The organism is Haematomicrobium sanguinis DSM 21259, from assembly GCF_000688395.1.
GTDB classification, from domain to species: domain Bacteria; phylum Actinomycetota; class Actinomycetes; order Actinomycetales; family Micrococcaceae; genus Haematomicrobium; species Haematomicrobium sanguinis.
Genome location: NZ_JIAG01000003.1, coordinates 202058 through 218359, shown reverse-complemented (window position 1 = coordinate 218359; position 16302 = coordinate 202058). Strand labels below are relative to the sequence as shown.

The window sequence follows — 16302 nt, the reverse complement described above, 5'->3', positions numbered from 1 at the left end:
CCTCCTAGCGGGTGAGTTTCGCGGCCAAATAGCCCTTCACTTGATCCAATGCCACGCGCTCCTGCGCCATGGAATCGCGCTCGCGGACCGTGACCGCATTGTCCTCCAGTGTGTCAAAGTCCACCGTCACACAGAAGGGGGTGCCGATTTCATCCTGGCGGCGGTAACGCCGACCAATGGCTCCGGCATCGTCAAACTCGACGTTCCAGTTCCGGGCCAGATCGGCCGCCAGTTCGCGGGCTTTCGGGCTCAAGGCCTCATTGCGCGAGAGCGGCAGCACGGCAACCTTGACCGGCGCCAAGCGCGGATCCAAGTGCAACACGGTGCGCGTATCGGTGCCGCCCTTGGCGTTGGGGACTTCCTGCTCCTCATAGGCGTCCACCAGGAACGCCATCATGGAGCGGGTCAACCCGAAGGAGGGCTCAATGACATACGGGGTGTACCGGTTATTGGCCTGCTGGTCGAAATACTGCAGCGCGGTTCCCGAACCTTTCGAGTGGCTCGAGAGGTCAAAGTCGGTGCGGTTGGCGATACCCATGAGCTCGCCCCACTCGTTGCCCTGGAACCCGAAGCGGTACTCAATATCGATGGTGCCGGCCGAGTAGTGCGCCCGCTCCTCTTCGGGGACGTCAAACCGGCGCATGTTCTCCGGATTAATACCCAGATCGGTGAACCAGTTCCACGAATCCTCCACCCAATCCTTAAAGAACCGGTCCGCGTCTTCGGGCGCGGTAAAGTACTCGATTTCCATTTGCTCAAACTCGCGGGTGCGGAAAATGAAGTTACCGGGGGTGATCTCGTTGCGGAACGCCTTACCGATTTGGCCGATGCCAAAGGGCGGCTTCTTCCGCGAGGTCGTCACCACGTTCAAGAAATTCACAAAAATGCCCTGCGCGGTTTCCGGGCGCAGGTAGCTGAGCCCCTCCTCGTTATCCACCGGCCCGAGGAAGGTCTTGAGCAGGCCGGAAAATTGTTGCGGCGCGGTCCACTTGCCGGTCACACCGCAATTGGGGCAGGTGATCTCTTCCATGCCGGTGGCCGGACGGCCCTTCTTGGCCTCAAACGCTTCTAACAGGTGGTCCTCGCGCTGCCGCTTGTGGCAGTTTGTGCACTCGACGAGCGGATCGGTGAACGTCTCAACGTGCCCGGACGCCACCCACACGTCGCGCGGCAGAATGACCGAGGAATCCAGCCCGACCATGTCCTCGCGGCCGCGCACAAAGGTCTGCCACCACTGCTGCTTAATGTTTTCCTTGAGTTCCACACCCAAGGGGCCGTAGTCCCAGGCCGAGCGCGATCCGCCGTAAATTTCACCGGCCTGAAAAACAAATCCGCGGCGCTTGGCAAGAGATGTGATGGCGTCCAGTTTTGATTTTGCGGCCATGAACGGCGTCCTTTCGGTTTTCGCGCCACTGGGTGTGGGGCAAAGGTGAGCAAAAAGCACGACGGCGATCATCGCCGTCGTACTCCTAGGTTACCGGTAAGCGGGGTACTTAGCCGCGCCTGCGGAAGGGATTGATCGCTCCGGGCCACGGGAGCGAGGCGAGCACGATCGCTACCAAGGTGAGCAGGGTGCCGAAAATGGTGGCCGGGGCGACGATGGTGCCGGGGGTGGGGAAGAAGAGGTCGAGCCCGAGCGAGCCGATGAGTTGGCCGGCAATCATGCCGAGCCCGGTCAGCAGTACGCCAAGGTGCTTCACCAGGATCGCGGCGAGACCGATGAAGAGGCAGCCGAGCGGGCCGCCCAAGTAATACCAAAATTCGGTGGGCAGCGGATTGCCGAGCCCGCTGACTGCGACCTTGATGCCCCAAAAGATCGCGAGGATCGCGGTACCGGAAATGAAGTTCATGAGGGTCGTGGTGATGGGGGTGCCGTAATGAATCGTGGCCGTGCCGTTGAACGCCTGCTGAATTCCCATGAGCATGCCGGCGGTCAAGGGCATGAGGACGGGGATGAGCCAGGATGAGATGTCATGCCCGGCCTGAAGGCGTGGCGAGACGGCCCAGAGCACGGCGGCGATGGTCAGCACAACGCCGATGACACGCATCGGGGTGATGGCGCGTTTACCCGCCGGCGAGAGCCCGACCCGGTCCACAAAGAGCGCCCCGACGGACTGGCCGGTGACCGCCGCCACCGTGAAGAGCGCGATCCCGAGAATCCCGGCGACAAGGCCTTGGCTGAGCACAAAGTACGCGCCAATGCCGCCGGCCAAGAGGTAGTACCAGGGCAACTCGCCGTTACGAACCGCCGGGGCGATGCGCTTGAATCCGGCGCGTCCGCGCGCCGAGAGGACGCTCAGCAGAATCATCAACACGAGCCCGACGCCGAAACTGACGAGCGCGGCGCCCAGACCGTCAGCCAACTTGGTGCCGAGCGCGCCGTTGATACGGCTCTGCAACGGCATGGCGAGGCCGCCGAGGACGGCAAGCGGGATGCCGACGATGAAGGGCATATCGGGACGAGAGGCATGAGGGGCGGATGAAGCTGACACGTTGAGCAGTGTACGCCCGTTGAGCCCGTTCCTTCCTTTTCCCTTGACGTCATGTTGCTTTGGTGCGCACATCCGGTGATACTCTAAGCGAGCCTTAAGTTTGGTAAGGCATACCTAATCATTTTTCCGAGGTCGCTGTGTTTGCAACTGTGGTGATTGGGCTCCGCGAGGGCCTGGAAGCCGTGCTCATTGTCGGCATCATCGCGCTCTTTTTGCGCCGCCGCGGCTCAAGCCTCAAGCCGATGGCCGCCGGTGTTGCGCTTGCGATAGCGGTGTCGATCGGCGTTGCGGTGGTCCTTCAGCTCACCGCTCAGTCACTCCCGCAGCAGCAGCAAGAGGCCCTTGAAGCGATCATTGGCGCGCTCACTGTGATCATGGTCACCACCATGATTTTGTGGATGCGCACCCATGCGAAAAACCTCAAGGGCGAACTCGAAACCGCCGCCACGCAGGCGCTTGGGCAGGGCTCGGCGATCGCACTGGCCGCCATGGCGTTTCTCGCGGTGCTCAAAGAAGGAGTGGAAACCTCCTTCTTCCTGCTGGCGGCCTATCAGTCCGCGACCAGTCCGCTCTTGGCAACCTTGGGCGCCGTCATCGGCATCGCTGCGGCCGTGATTCTCGGCGTGTTGTTTTTCCGCGGCGCCATCAAGATCAACCTCGGCCGCTTCTTTTCCATCAGCGCGATCTTCCTGGTGCTGGTCGCCGGCGGGATTCTCGTGAACGCCTTCCGCGGCGCGGTCGCTGCCGGGTGGTTCCAATTCGGGCAAACCCAAATCGCTGACCTGAGCTGGCTCATGCCCTACGGCAGCATCCACGGCGCGCTGTTCTCCGGCATCCTCGGGATTCCTGCCGATGTCCGGGTACTCGACATCACCGTCTGGCTCCTCTACGTAGTGCCGGTGCTCCTTGCGTGCACCTGGCCGCGCCGCGTGGGGCAACCCGCTGCCACCCGCGTTCGCTCCTTGCGCATCGCGGCCGCAACGCTTGGGGCGCTTGCCCTCCTGATTGCCGGTGCCGCGACTCTCACCGTGACCCTCCGCTCCCCCATTCCGCTGGCAACAGATAATGCCGGACAGGTTTCCTTCCGCGATTCCTCCCTGATGTTCGACGGCGATGCCCGCCAAGCCATGCCGGCCTCCCATTCACCGGTACAGACCGTGAATGCTCTGCCGCTCATCTCCCAGGGCAGCGCCCAGGTGGAGGGACTCGACGGGACGCTGTACGCGCCCGCACCCTCCGAGGGCTCGGCCCCACCTTCGGAGTGTGCCGGTGTGAACGAGACCAGCACAGCGAGGGTGAGCCTCGATCAGATCGCGGATGCCAATGGCGGACGGTTGCCGCTGGGTTTGAATAGTGCGCGCACACCGGGCCCCTTCAAAGCAACCCTGAGCTGCCAAGAGGTGACGCAAGCGTGGGTTGTCGAGGGACAGCTCATTCGAGCGCAGTCCACCCACCCCACCACGCTGGCACTGTCTGGCGGCGGCCTCGCGGCTCCGAAAACGGTGAGCGTCATGGGGCAACTTGCCGGGGCGGACAGCGCGAGCGACTCAGTGCCCAGTAAGGATTGGCACAGCACCGATGCGGCCACCGCCGAAGCGCTCGAGTGGGTCAACACCACCCGAGATATCAAGACCGAATCACCGTTGTGGCTGTTCGTGGTGCCTGGCGGCCTGGCGCTCAGCGCACTGGCCGCATTGCTTGCCGCACGGCGGGCGCGACGCTCCGACGTGTCCCGACAATAAAGCTCGCCCTGCCCGGTACAAGGCACCACACCCCCATCACACCCACTCCCCCTTTGAATGAAAGCTGACCCATGTCCATGTCTGTTCGCCCCCGTTCCCTCGCCCTCGCCACAGTTCCTCTGGCCGCCCTGCTCTTGGCGGGCTGTTCCGCCGGAGCAAACGCCGAAACCACCGGTGGCGGGGCTAACGCGTCCGGGGATAAGGCGCCGGTGACGGAGGGCGCCTCCCAAGTCAAGGTCACGATGCAACTCAAGGACGGCAGCGACCAGTGCGTCCCCGACTTTGCGAGCGCCGAATCCGGACCGGTCACCTTCAGCACCGAGAACAAGGACTCCACGGCCCTGAGCGAAGTGGAACTGTTGAGCGAAAAGCGCATCCTCGGCGAGCGGGAGAACATCGCACCCGGGCTGACCGGCGGCACGTTCACCGTCACCTTGGACCCGGGCACGTACCAGATCTACTGCCCCGGGGCGAGCCCGGAGAGCGTCGATTTCACCGTGACCGGTGAGCGCAAGGTCGCCGCCGATAGTTCCATCGCGGGGCTCCTGGACGAGGGGGCGAAAGGCTACGCGGAATACGTGAGCGCCCAGACCGAATCTGCTGTGGCGGCGGTCAAAGAGCTACAAGCGGCCGTCGACTCCGGCGATGTCGCTGCCGCCGAGCAAGCGTATGCCGCCGCGCGCCCGTTCTATGAGCGCATTGAACCGGTGGCCGAGAGCTTCCCAGACCTCGACCCCGCAATCGACCTGCGCGAAGCCGACCTTGCCGAAGGGGAAACCTGGACCGGCTTCCACACGATTGAAAAGGACATCTTTACCACCAAGAAGATCACCGATGCGACAAAGAAGAACGCCGCCCAGTTGGTCACGGATGTCGAAAAACTTCTGAACGAGACCAAGAATCTGAGCTACCAGCCGGAGGACTTGGCGAGCGGTGCTTCGGGTTTATTGGAAGAGATTCAGAATTCCAAGATCACCGGAGAAGAGGAGATCTTCAGCCAAATTGACCTGGTGGATTTCGCGGCAAACGTGGAGGGGGCGGAGCAAGCTTTCGTCTACTTGCGCCCGGCGCTCACGAAGATTGATGAACCCCTGACCAAGACCATTGACGCCGAGTTTGAAAAGGTCAAGACCACGCTGGATGGTTACAAGGATTCGTCGGAACTCGGCGGCTACCAGCGGTACACCCCACAGTTGCGGGCGAGCGACGGCGCCGAACTGACCGCGACCATCCAGAGCTTGCAAGCGCCCATGGCCCGTATTGCCGAAAAGGTTGCGACCGCCCGATGAGTGAGAACACCGAGGCAAACCGTGGTAGCGAACCCGCGGGGCGGTTTTCCCGCCGCGCACTCATCGGCACCGGATTGGGCAGTGCGGCCGCCGGTGCCCTCGCCGGTGCCGCCACGGTTTTTGCTTCGACCTCGCGCGCTCAGGAAGGCCAGGCGCCTGCGGGCGGAGGCAACGCCGTCGTACCCTTTTATGGTGAGCACCAAGCGGGTATTGCCACGCCCCCGCAACGCAACCTGGTGTTTGCCTCTTTTGGATTGAGTTCCGCGGATCCGGCTGCGGTGCAGCGAGTGCTGGCGCGCTGGTCGGCGGCGATGCAGCGGATGAGCCAGGGCGCGGCCATTGGTCGGATCGAACCGGAGCGCACCGATGCGATCCCGCCGGACACGGGTGAGGCAACCGATTTGCCGGCCGCGAATCTGACGTTGACGCTCGGGTTTGGTCCGCGGTTTTTTGATGCGCTCGGGTTGCAGAAATTCAAACCGGCCGAGTTTGAGTTGCCCGCGTTCCCGGGCGACGCGCTACAGCCCGGACTCACCGGCGGCGAGGTGTGCGTGCAGTCGTGCGCGGATGACCCGCAAGTGGCGTATCACGCGGTGCGGAACCTCGCGCGGCTCGGGCAGGGTGTCTTCACACTGTCCTGGACCGCGCTCGGGTTTGGCCGGGCGTCGGCCGGCGCCGGGCAGTCGACCCCGAGAAACTTGATGGGGTTCAAGGACGGTACGCGGAACATCACCGATGCGGCCGACTTTGAAAAGCATGTGTGGTGCGGGGCAGAAGCACCCGAATGGCTGCGCGGCGGGTCCTTCCTGGTGGCACGCAAGATTCAAATGCTGATCGAGACCTGGGATCAGGACCCGATCGGCGACCAGCAGCGTATTTTTGGCCGGACCAAGCTCGAGGGTGCGCCGCTGACCGGAACGGCGGAGAAGGACACCCCGGATTTTCAGGCAATGGCCGATGGCAAACCGGTCATCGATCCCAGGGCGCACATGCGTTTGGCCTCGGCAGAGGAAAACAATGGGGTCAAGATCCTGCGGCGCGGGTACAACTACACCGACGGCATGGACGCGGTGGGCCGGTTGAGCGCCGGGCTCATGTTCATCAGCTATCAGCGAGCGGTTTCGCAGTTTGTGAGCTTGCAAAACAAGTTGGGCCGGCATGACCGGCTGAGTGAATATATTCGGCACATCGGCTCAGGGGTCTTTGCCGTGCCGCCGGGATTGAAAGAGCCCGGAGACTATTTCGGTAAAGCGTTTTTTGCCTGAAGCGTTTTGGCTCCCAGTACGCAAAGATGGGTGTCATGGAGGAAATTGAAATTCGTGACGACACCATCCGGCTAGGGCAAGTGCTCAAGCTCGCGAACCTGGTCGAGGACGGGGTTGAGGCCAAGGCGGTCATTGCCGAGGGCCAGGTTCAGGTTGATGGCGAGGTCGTGACGCAACGCGGCAAGCAGGTCCGCCCGGGGCAAACCGTGACGGTGCTAGGTGCCGGAAGCGTGATGGTGCGGGCGGAGCACTAGCCCTTGCCGGGAAGCGTGCTTTTCAGGAATTCACTGACGTGGCCAATCTCTTGGGCGTTAATGCCGTGGCCCATGCCGGTGTAGAGCACCTTCGTGAGGTTGACGTGGGCTTGGAGCCAGGTGTTGGTTTCCTCGACCCATTGCGGGAAGACGACCGGGTCCGCTTGATCTCGTCCCCAAAAATACGGCGGTTTAATGTCGGCGAGCTCGGCGTCCTTGAAGGGTGAATCCGGGCCGGAGTTGGGGTCGGTCACAAAACCGGAGAGCCCCACCGTTGCCGCATAGCCGCTGGGGTTCATGCGCAACAGGCCGGTTGCCATGGCCATGCCCTGGGAGAAACCGAGCAGGCTCACCGAGGAATGCTTGGACCGCATACCGTCGATCCAGCCGGAAAGCCAGTGCAGGCTGCGCAGCACACCGGCGGAATCATAGGATTTCGCGTCCGGGGTGATGGTCAGGTCAAACCAGGAGAATCCCGGGCCGTACGCCAGCGGTGCGCGCAGCGACGCGACCGTGTACTCGGCCGGTAGCAGATCCACGATCGGCCATAAATCGCGCTCATGCGCGCCAATCCCGTGCAAGAGAACCAGAAGCGGGGTGCCGGATCTTTCGCTCTCCTCGCGGTTGAAAACGGTCACGGGTTCGCCAAATGCAGGAGTGTCTTCAAGAGCCATATGCTCATCCTGTCACAGCGTTGACGCCCAGGATTGCTTAAGTGTCCGGTTGCCAATTTTTCGCTCAAATGATTTGTGGGCACACTAGTAACGTGAACAAAGTTACTGACGAGTACAACCCGCACCCCTGGAACCGCTACGTAGCGATCGGGGATTCGTTCACCGAAGGCATCGGCGACCCGGATGACCGGGTACCAGGCGGACACCGCGGCTGGGCGGATCGCGTTGCCGAGCAACTGAGCGTGGGGCTTCAGGATTTCGCCTACGCGAACCTGGCCATTCGCGGCCGGGTGCTTCGCCAAATTTTGGATGAGCAGATTGATCAGGCGCTCTCGCTCAAACCCGATCTCATCACGATCTCCGCCGGCGGCAATGACGTCATCCGGCCCGGCTCGGACCCGGATGTGATTGCTGCCGAGTTGGAAACCGGGTTAGCCAAGCTCGCAAAGTCGGGTGCCGCCGTCGTGCTTTTTACCGGGCCGGACACCGGGGATTCGCTGTCGATTGGCAATGTGCGCGCCAAGACCGCGATTTATAACGAGAATCTGCACATGGTGGCCAAGCAGCACGATGCGATCATCGCGGACATGTGGGCGGTGCGCGAGCTGCGGCAACAACAGATGTGGGCAGATGACCGGCTGCATTTTTCGCCGCTTGGGCACCACACGATTGCGATGATGGTGCTGGATACGCTCAATGTTCCGCACCAACTGGAGGCACTGGAGGTGGCACCGCTGCCAGCTAAGTCCTGGCGCGAGGCGGCCGCCGAGGATTTAGTCTGGGCGCGCCAGCACTTGGCACCGTGGGTGCTGCGGCGATTGCGGCATCAGTCTTCCGGCGATGGGATTACGCCCAAGCGTCCCGAGCCAGCACCGGTGTACCCGATCGCCGAGGATTCCTAAGCGAGAAAGCGCGCAAACGGGGCTTCGAGCTGGGCAATGTCGGTGAGGAAGCCGTCGTGGCCCTTGGCCGAAGTGATCCGGTGGGCGCTGACGCGCCGCGTGTCATCGCCCGAATCGGCAACGCCGCGCGCGCGGTTCAGCCCGTCGGCTAGCGCCAACGTCTGCTCCGGCAGGTACAGGCGATCCGAGTCCACGTAGGCCAAAAAAACCTCCGCGCCCACCCGGCCAAGCGCCGCCTGGATACCGCCGCGCCCGCGGCCAATGTCGTGGCTCATGAGCGCCTCGGTGAGCGCGATATAGCTGTTCGCGTCAAAACGATCCACCAGGGTTTCGCCCTGATGGTCCAGGTAGCTTTCCACCTGGTAGCGTCCCCGCCCCAATTGCAGGCGGGCGCCCAGGGTGCGCTCCCCCGGTTGTGCGCCCCGGCCAAAGCGCGCGCCCAGTTCGGACTCGCTGCGGTAGGACACGTGCGCGATCTTCCGCGCCAGCGAGAGCCCGGTGCGCGGTTGCGGGCCCGGGTAGTAGTCCCCGCCATAAAACTGTGGGTCCAGGCGAATCGCCTCGACCTGTGTGCGCGCGAGCGCGATCTGTTCTGCCGTGCTCGAGGCAGACGCGGCAATGACGGCGACTCGGGCCACCCGCTCGGGATAGGTCACCGCCCACTCTAAGGCGCGGGCGCCGCCCATGGAACCGCCGATGACGGTGTGCCAGCGGCTAATTCCGAGCGCGTCGGCCAAGCGGGATTCGGCGCGGACGGTGTCGCGGAGGGTGAGGAACGGGAACTGCGAACCCCACTCGCGGCGTTGCCCAAACCACTGGGTCAACCCGTCGCGGGCCGGCCCCCAGCCCTCGGGGCGCCGAGAACCTGGTCCAGTGGATCCGTAACAGCCGCCCAGAATATTGGCGGCCACCACGAAGTAGGTGTTGGTGTCCAAAGCTTTGCCCGGACCGATGAAGGTGTCCCACCAGCCCTTCGCCCCGTTTGCTCCGGTGGCGGCATGGGAGCTTCCGGTCAAGGCATGCTGGACCAGGATCGCGTTGTCCGCGCGAGCATTGAGCCGTCCCCATGTCTCGTAGGCGAGTTGGGTTTCGGGAAGCAGTTCGCCGTTTTCCAGGTGTAGATCGCCAATGTTTACTACCTGCACCTCGGCTGCTGCTGGATGCGTGACCGCGTAGGGCAGCGAGATGCGCTCGGCAATGCGGGGGCGGCGGTGTGCCGCGGACAAAATTTCGGTACTCAATGTGGGGCTCCCGAGTCGCGCTTGCCCGCTGGCGGATGCTGGCGGACCGGGTCTTCACCCGGGGCACCCCACCGCGTAAGGAGGGTTGCCGCCTAGCAAGCCGGGGCTTTTCGCTAGGACTCGTGACCTATCACTAGCAGAGCGCAACGGCTCCTCGACGGTCAAGATTGTGAAACTGTGTGACACCTACCGGCGAAAAAGAGCACACAGAATACTGTGACTTAGGCCACATTTTTACTTAGGTCAGCCTAAGCTGAGCAACGCGAAACAACCTGCCAAGATTAGGCCATGCGGTTAGATCATGTTTCCTTTGCCAGTGAGCCGGACGGCCTTCAAGCCACCAGCGAGAGGATCGCCGAGAAGCTCGGCATGGAGCCGGTCAAGGGCGGTATTCATCCCCGTTTTGGGACCCGAAATATGATTTTCCCGCTGACCGATCGCCAGTACCTGGAAGTGGTCGAGGTCCTTGATCACCCCGCGAGCGACAAGGCCCCCTTCGGCCAGGCGGTGCGCGCGCGCAGCGAACTCGGCGGCGGCTGGATGGGTTGGTGCGTCGCGGTCGATGACCTCTCCCCCTTCGAGGAGCGCCTTGGCCGCAAATCGGTCCCCGGAAACCGCAAGTTCCCGGACGGCCGCGAACTCGTGTGGGAGCAAATCGGCATCAAGGGCCTGATCGCGGACCCGCAGGTGCCGTACATGCTCAAGTGGGAGGGCGATCCGAGCCTGCACCCCTCCAACGCGAGCCCCACCACCATCGACTTGGAATCCCTGACCATTGCCGGGTCGGCCGAGCGCGTGACCGACTGGCTCGGCACCGACGTCACCGACCCGCTGGATGACGTCGCGGTCGACTGGGTTGCCCCGAACGGCATGCCCGGCATCCTCTCCTGCACGTTCAAGACCGAACGCGGCGACGTCACGATCTAGCCCACTAAGCTGGGAATGTGAACACCCGCGACACCCTCACCGTCCTCTATGCGGCCGGCGTCAACCCGGGAAAATGGTTCCAGCGGTGGCGCGCCCGGTATCCGGAGGTCACCTTAAAAGCGCTGAGGTACGACGGCGATGCCGCCTCATTCTCCTGGCTCACCGATGCGGCGGCTGGCCAAGAAATTTTCGGGGCTGGCGGCGAGTGCGTGGACGCGCCGGTGGACTTTTTCTTTGCCCGGTTGCCCCTGGATGATTCGAGCGAAGACACCGCCGTAATTCCCCTGTATGAGGAAGTGTCCGTGGTGGTGGCGAACCGGGATCACGAGATTGCCGCCTTTGAGGAGCTGGAGCTCGCCGACATTGCTGGCGAAGCACGGCTGGCGACCCGTTTTGATGCGGCCGGGGCGTCTCCCCCGGATGCGGGCTCTGATGCTGATTTGACCGTTGAACAGATTATGGCGACCGCGGCATCTGGTGCGGTGATCGCCGTCGTTCCTCATTCTTTGGCGCGCCTCTACGCAAGGAAAGACGCGGTATCCCGGGTGCTGGCCGATGGGCCGCGGTATCCGGTGGGGCTCGCGTTTTCGCATGCGGCGAAGGCAGCGAACGAGGAGCTGTTTGAGGCGTTTATCGGTGTGGTGCGCGGGCGGACCGAGCGCAGTTCGCGCCAGCCCGAAGTGAGCGAGAAGGTCGCGAGGAAAAAACCGGCGGCGAAAGCTAAGAGCCAAAGCCCAGGAAACCGGAAACCAGGGCAAAACCGACAAAAGCGCTCACGTCGAGGAGGGCGTGGGCGATGATCATTGGTGTGAGGCGGCCGGTGCGCTGGTAGAACCAGCCGAAGATGAGACCCATGGCAATGTTGCCGATCATCGGGCCGATGCCCTGGTAGGAGTGGTAGGCGCCGCGGATGAGTGCGCTCGTGATGATGGTGGCCGCCGGGGACCAGCCGAGGGCGCGGGTGCGGTCGAAGAAGAAGCCGATCATGACGAACTGTTCGAGGATGCCGTTTTTGAGCGCGGCGAGGATCAGGATCGGGACCGTCCACCAGTATTCTGCGGCGGATGAGGGGACGAGCGCCGTGGTGAGGTTGAGGGCGCGGCCGGCGGCGTACACGCCGAGGGTGCCGATTCCGAGGATCAGGTAGAGGCCGATTCCGGTGCCGAGGTCGAAAAGCGGGCGGTTCGCGTTGACACCGAAGCGGTTCAGGGCGCCGCGGAGTGTGGTCCGGTTGTTGATGCAGACGAAGTAGATGACGAGCGCGACCGGGACGAGTGCGAAACCGATGTCGAGGAGCCGGTACAGGGCGTCGAATAGTTCGCGGTTGTTGCGCGGCTGGTTCATCGAGGTTGTTTGTTCGCTGAGCGGGCCTTGGCTCATCTTGTCGGCGAGTTGCACGAGCGAGTAGACGGCGGACTGGCCGAGGGAAAGCGCCAGGACGATGAGCAATTGCGCGCGGGCGCTGGCCCTGGTGGCGAGCGGGTTCTGCATGTCTCCATCATGCACGGTGTTGCTGGTGGCGCGCCGGATAGGCTGGGAGGCATGAGCGAATTGGCCAATGTGTTTTTGGTGCGGCACGGCGAGTCCGAGGCGAATATCGATACGGATATTTATGAGCGGGTGCCGGACTACCGCATTCCGCTGACCGATGCGGGTGCGGCGCAAGCTCGGGATGCGGGCGAGGTATTGCGCGCGCAACTGGACGGGAGTGCCGGTGTCGACGGTGCTACTGGTGCTGTGCGGGTGTACGTGTCGCCGTATTTGCGGGCGCATCAGACCCTGGCCGGACTGGACATTGGCGACCGGGCAGAGCGGGTGATCGAGGAGCCGAAGTTGCGCGAGCAGGATTGGGCGAATTTTCAGGACCCGTCCAATATCGAGGCGCAAAAGAAATTGCGCAATGCCTATGGGCATTTCTTTTACCGGTTTCGTGACGGCGAGTCCGGGGCGGATGTGTATGACAGGGTGAGTTCGTTCATTGACCAGTTGCAGCGCGGCCTGACGAATGGGACGGTGCCGCGAAACGTGGTTTTGGTGACGCACGGGTTGACGATGCGGCTGTTTTGCATGCGCTGGTTTGGCTGGACGGTCGAGTACTTTGAGTCGCTCAACAACCCGTCAAATGGCGCGGTCAAGCGGCTCTTCGGGGAGCCCGGCGCGCCCGGCCACTTATGGGAGATGGAAGAGCCGTTTACCCAGTGGGAATCCGCCGAACCTGGGACGACGATTCTGGATCGGATCGGCTAATCGGGTCCTACTGAATGTGCCTTGTTGAGCGTGACCGCGGGTTAGAAAGGCGCGTCCGAGAAGTCGGTGGTGGCGTTTTCTTCGGGGGTCATGCCCCACGGATCGCGAGACGAGCCAGTATCAGTCCTCGCGCCATTCCCTGCGCCGGTGCCAGCGTCGGAGCTGTCCGAACGGTGATGGGCGTCCGGGCAAGCACCGGTCTCCGAGGTGTAGATGCCGCTCGGTTCGGTGATGTAGGTGTTGCCGAGCGGTGAGGTCCATTGGATCGTGTTGGTTTCGGGGTCGATGACTTTGGCTTGCCAGCCGTGGTGGGTTTTGAGGTTGTGGTGTTTTCGACACAACAACTGCAGATTCTCCGGGTTCGTTTCCCCGCCGGTCTCCCATTCGGTGATGTGGTCGGCGTCGGTACGACGGGCATTCACCCCACAGCCGGGGAACTGGCAGGTGTCCGAACGCAGTTGCAGGAATTCACGCAACTGGGTGTCTACCCGGTAACTTGAGCGGCCCAACGCGAGCGGCCTGCACGTGTCTGGATCAACGAACATCCGGTACAGGGTGTGTGCGGTTCCGGCGAGCTCCCGGATCGCGTCGGCGGTGATGGGACCGTACCCGGAGAGCATCCCATCCTGCTCATCCAACCCCGCCAACGACGTGGCCGGGATCGTCACAAAGATTTTCGCTTCACCGCGCAACCCCGACCGCAACCCCACAGTGCCATCTGTGCCGATTTCCGTGTCCATGACCGGGACGGTGGACTCAGTTTCATCCCCTCGCTCGTGGATGACGCCGTCGGGGTCGACCGAGTAACAGTCCTCACGCACCCAGTCGTTGCTAGGTGCCGAACCATTTCCAGAATCGGGCGCACTGGTCCCCTGGAACCCGGTTTCAGGCGTGGTGGTGTGGTTGAACAAGTCATGGATCGAGTCGTAGGAGAGTCGCTCAGTCGGTGCCGAACCGCCCGGACCAGCGTCCGCTGGTTCTTGATCGCGTGGTTGCCAAGACCCGGTTCCCGCCGCCGGCCCAGAATCGGTTCCGGACGCAGATCCAGAATCGGTTCCGGGCCCACTCGTCCGCTCAGTCCCGCCAGTGGAGCCAGTGCTCGGGCTCGCGTCTGGGCCAGCGCCACTGGTCCCCGTGGGGTTGGGTGGGGTGTTCGGGTACGACTGGTTGTAATTATGGGTGATCAGGTCGGTGAAGACATCGGCGATCAGTTGTTTCAATGTACGGGTGTCGTGCTGGGTTTTGGCGGTGATCGCGAAATCGGTGAGGGTGTTCATGAACCGGTGCGCCGCTGTCGCCGGCAACAACCCACTGATGGAGCACATGCCGTTCGACTCGTTGCTGATCGCCACGTACCGGTGCTTCATCTCCCGCCGCGCCCGCACCGCCAGTGGCTCAGCGTGTAACCGGTTCCGGGTCACCTCCGCGAACTTCGCCACATCATTCGCGGATCTGACGGGGTATTGGCCGGTCACATCATATTTCACGGGGAAAATAAACTCATGCAGGCGAGCGTCATAACTAGCGGCTTGCTCATCGGTCAGCCCGACACAATGTTTCACCGCGGTTTTCACTAACCGGCTGTTCAACATTCCTGTGATGAATCGTGCTTCGAGTTTCGGGAGCCGGGACAGTGTCGCGGTGTCGAGGAGCATCCCGGTGGTCACGAACTCGCTGCGACCCCACAACAACGCCAACTCACTGCCGAGCCCCCAGAGCGCTTCGTCCATCGCCTTGACGCTGACACCACACCACACCTTGGGGAACTCGACCTCACTGTCGGCCACATCATGACTGCTAAAACCCGGGATAAACGCCGAACCCCGCGGAAACCCAGTCGCAGTACCGGATGCCGGACCGGCACTCGTGCTCGACGAGTCAGCGCCGGTGCTCGAGTTAGCAGTGCTGGAGGAGTCAGTGCCCGTGGGGTTGGCCGCAGCCAATGGGCCCGTACCCGCGTTAATGTTTGCGTTGGTAGGTGGAGTGACGGTGAACGCGTCCTGATGTTTCCCTCGCCCCGAACCGCGACGTCCTTTGTTCCGTCCGATCTTCTCATCCAGGGGAAGGTCCAGGAGTCGTTCTTGTTCCTCCGCCTCCACGCTCAACGCGACACCCGCGGCCAGGTGCATCGCGGCCTCTACCTGCACCTGAGCACGCTCCAACAACTTCGCAGCACCCAAAGCCTCGCGCTTGAACGCATCCGGGGTGTGCGCGTCACTGGCCGCGGCCGACGCGGATGGTGATGCCGGAACTGTGGGCTCCGCCCCGAGAGGATTCCGAAGTTCCTGTTGAAACTCGTCCATGAGCTTTTCCATGCCAGAGGCGAGCCGGGTGACCGCACTGGTGCGGACCCCGAGCTCTGTCTGTGCCATAGGAAACGTCATAACACCACGCTATAACCCGGCACTGACATTGAGCACCCGAAAAACCCCAAATGTGGATAACTTCGGAAAATTCTTTAAAAATTTTTCAACTGTGGATAACTTTCCTCAGCTTAGGGCAGTTTCCGTACCCCATCCTCGCGAATCCACCCCGCGAACCTCGCGTCAATCCTTGCAAAATACCGTTCTCCGAGCTTCGCGGTATCTGCCACCACATAAGCCCGTTTCGCCCGCGATGCTAGCAAAGCGTTCATCCGCGCCTCTGCCGCGTCTTTGACGGTGCCGCCCAATCCAGGCTCAATGCCGTTCACACCAATAAACGCAATATCCAGGGCAACATTGTTCAAAACGGGTTCCGCAAATTCCCCCACCAACTCGTAGCTCAAACGGTTGACCATCCCTCCCGGAACCATCACCTGAAAATTCTTTCGAACCGCCAATTGCGCTGCAATATTAATGGCATTCGTCACCACGGTCAGCGTCACCTGATCGCCCGGCTCATTCAGGTCCTCACGCGCGCTCAACGTCTTAGCGATGTGCGTGCACGTGGTCCCCCCGGACAGGCCCACCACATCACCCACCGACACCAAGTCGCTGGCAATTTCGGCAATCGTGAGCTTCTCGTCCAGCCGAGCATCGTGCGAATATCGCGTCGGCAAGTCATAGCTGACTGCTCCCGCCACAGCCCCGCCGCGCGTGCGCGTCACCAACCGGCGCTGCGCCAAGGAATCCAAGTCTCGCCGTGCAGTCGCCGCCGAAATCCCCATGGAAGCGACCAACTCATCCACCTGAACCTGCCCGACCGCAGCCAGCCGATCCAGGATCGAACTCAGCCGCTCGCTCTGACTCAACAGTCGCGCCTCTTCCACCGCTGCACCCCCATCCACC

15 protein-coding genes and 1 riboswitch are annotated in these 16302 nt (G+C 62.6%); of the genes, 8 read left to right on the top strand and 7 right to left on the bottom strand.

Annotated features, from left to right (window positions below; genetic code table 11):
* Positions 1 to 4: 4 nt before the first annotated feature.
* Together O148_RS0103955 and O148_RS0103950 are read right to left on the bottom strand one after the other, a co-directional pair.
* Positions 5 to 1384: a glycine--tRNA ligase gene (locus O148_RS0103955; protein WP_026529873.1), complete on the bottom strand. Its 1380-nt coding sequence runs from the start codon at positions 1382 to 1384 to the stop codon at positions 5 to 7.
* Between the two features lie 109 nt (positions 1385 to 1493).
* Positions 1494 to 2453 carry a DMT family transporter gene (locus O148_RS0103950; protein ID WP_026529872.1) on the bottom strand — a complete coding sequence of 320 codons (960 nt, stop codon included), beginning with the start codon at positions 2451 to 2453 and terminating at the stop codon, positions 1494 to 1496.
* Between the two features lie 176 nt (positions 2454 to 2629).
* Between O148_RS0103950 and O148_RS14725 the strand changes: the two genes are divergently transcribed.
* The 4 genes from O148_RS14725 to O148_RS0103930 all read left to right on the top strand — a co-directional run bounded on the left by O148_RS14725 (position 2630) and on the right by O148_RS0103930 (position 7042).
* Positions 2630 to 4234, top strand: coding sequence for an FTR1 family iron permease (locus O148_RS14725; protein ID WP_051619804.1), 1605 nt, complete (start codon positions 2630 to 2632; stop codon positions 4232 to 4234).
* 71 nt (positions 4235 to 4305) lie between these two features.
* Complete coding sequence (gene efeO, locus O148_RS0103940) at positions 4306 to 5523, top strand: iron uptake system protein EfeO (RefSeq protein WP_026529871.1); 1218 nt, start codon at positions 4306 to 4308, stop codon at positions 5521 to 5523.
* Positions 5520 to 6788, top strand: coding sequence for a Dyp-type peroxidase (locus O148_RS0103935; RefSeq protein WP_035744741.1), 1269 nt, complete (start codon positions 5520 to 5522; stop codon positions 6786 to 6788). The genes efeO and O148_RS0103935 overlap by 4 nt, the downstream gene beginning before the upstream one ends.
* A 35-nt stretch (positions 6789 to 6823) precedes the next feature.
* Positions 6824 to 7042: an RNA-binding S4 domain-containing protein gene (locus tag O148_RS0103930; RefSeq protein WP_026529869.1), complete on the top strand. Its 219-nt coding sequence runs from the start codon at positions 6824 to 6826 to the stop codon at positions 7040 to 7042.
* Here O148_RS0103930 and O148_RS0103925 read toward each other — a convergent pair.
* On the bottom strand, positions 7039 to 7716 hold the full coding sequence (locus O148_RS0103925) for an alpha/beta hydrolase (RefSeq protein WP_026529868.1): 678 nt from the start codon (positions 7714 to 7716) through the stop codon (positions 7039 to 7041). The two genes, O148_RS0103930 and O148_RS0103925, sit on opposite strands and share 4 nt — an antisense overlap.
* 92 nt (positions 7717 to 7808) lie before the next feature.
* On the opposite strand from O148_RS0103925, the gene O148_RS14720 reads away from it, so the two are divergent.
* The gene (locus O148_RS14720; RefSeq protein WP_035744738.1) at positions 7809 to 8618 is read left to right on the top strand and encodes an SGNH/GDSL hydrolase family protein; all 810 of its coding nucleotides are present in this window, start codon (positions 7809 to 7811) and stop codon (positions 8616 to 8618) included.
* Here the strand turns inward: O148_RS14720 and metX are convergent.
* Positions 8615 to 9805, bottom strand: coding sequence for a homoserine O-acetyltransferase MetX (gene metX, locus O148_RS0103915; RefSeq protein ID WP_026529867.1), 1191 nt, complete (start codon positions 9803 to 9805; stop codon positions 8615 to 8617). The two genes, O148_RS14720 and metX, sit on opposite strands and share 4 nt — an antisense overlap.
* Positions 9806 to 9871: 66 nt before the next feature.
* Positions 9872 to 9987: riboswitch (SAM riboswitch) on the bottom strand.
* Positions 9988 to 10147: 160 nt separating this feature from the next.
* On the opposite strand from metX, the gene O148_RS0103910 reads away from it, so the two are divergent.
* Complete coding sequence (locus O148_RS0103910; protein ID WP_026529866.1) at positions 10148 to 10786, top strand: VOC family protein; 639 nt, start codon at positions 10148 to 10150, stop codon at positions 10784 to 10786.
* Positions 10787 to 10803: 17 nt separating this feature from the next.
* Positions 10804 to 11586 (top strand): LysR family transcriptional regulator substrate-binding protein, encoded by a 783-nt coding sequence (locus tag O148_RS14715; protein ID WP_051619803.1) that lies wholly within the window; start codon positions 10804 to 10806, stop codon positions 11584 to 11586.
* On the opposite strand, the gene O148_RS0103900 is transcribed toward O148_RS14715, so the two are convergent.
* Positions 11507 to 12277, bottom strand: a complete 771-nt coding sequence (locus O148_RS0103900; protein ID WP_035744736.1) for a CPBP family intramembrane glutamic endopeptidase — start codon at positions 12275 to 12277, stop codon at positions 11507 to 11509. The genes O148_RS14715 and O148_RS0103900 overlap by 80 nt on opposite strands.
* A 51-nt stretch (positions 12278 to 12328) precedes the next feature.
* Between O148_RS0103900 and O148_RS0103895 the strand changes: the two genes are divergently transcribed.
* Entirely contained in the window at positions 12329 to 13033 is a 705-nt protein-coding gene (locus O148_RS0103895; RefSeq protein ID WP_026529864.1) for a histidine phosphatase family protein, read from the top strand.
* Positions 13034 to 13074: 41 nt separating this feature from the next.
* Here the strand turns inward: O148_RS0103895 and O148_RS14710 are convergent, their stop codons facing one another.
* On the bottom strand, positions 13075 to 15405 hold the full coding sequence (locus tag O148_RS14710) for an HNH endonuclease signature motif containing protein (RefSeq protein ID WP_035744734.1): 2331 nt from the start codon (positions 15403 to 15405) through the stop codon (positions 13075 to 13077).
* Positions 15406 to 15527: 122 nt separating this feature from the next.
* Complete coding sequence (locus O148_RS14705) at positions 15528 to 16265, bottom strand: DeoR/GlpR family DNA-binding transcription regulator (protein ID WP_051619823.1); 738 nt, start codon at positions 16263 to 16265, stop codon at positions 15528 to 15530.
* Positions 16266 to 16302 lie beyond the last annotated feature (37 nt).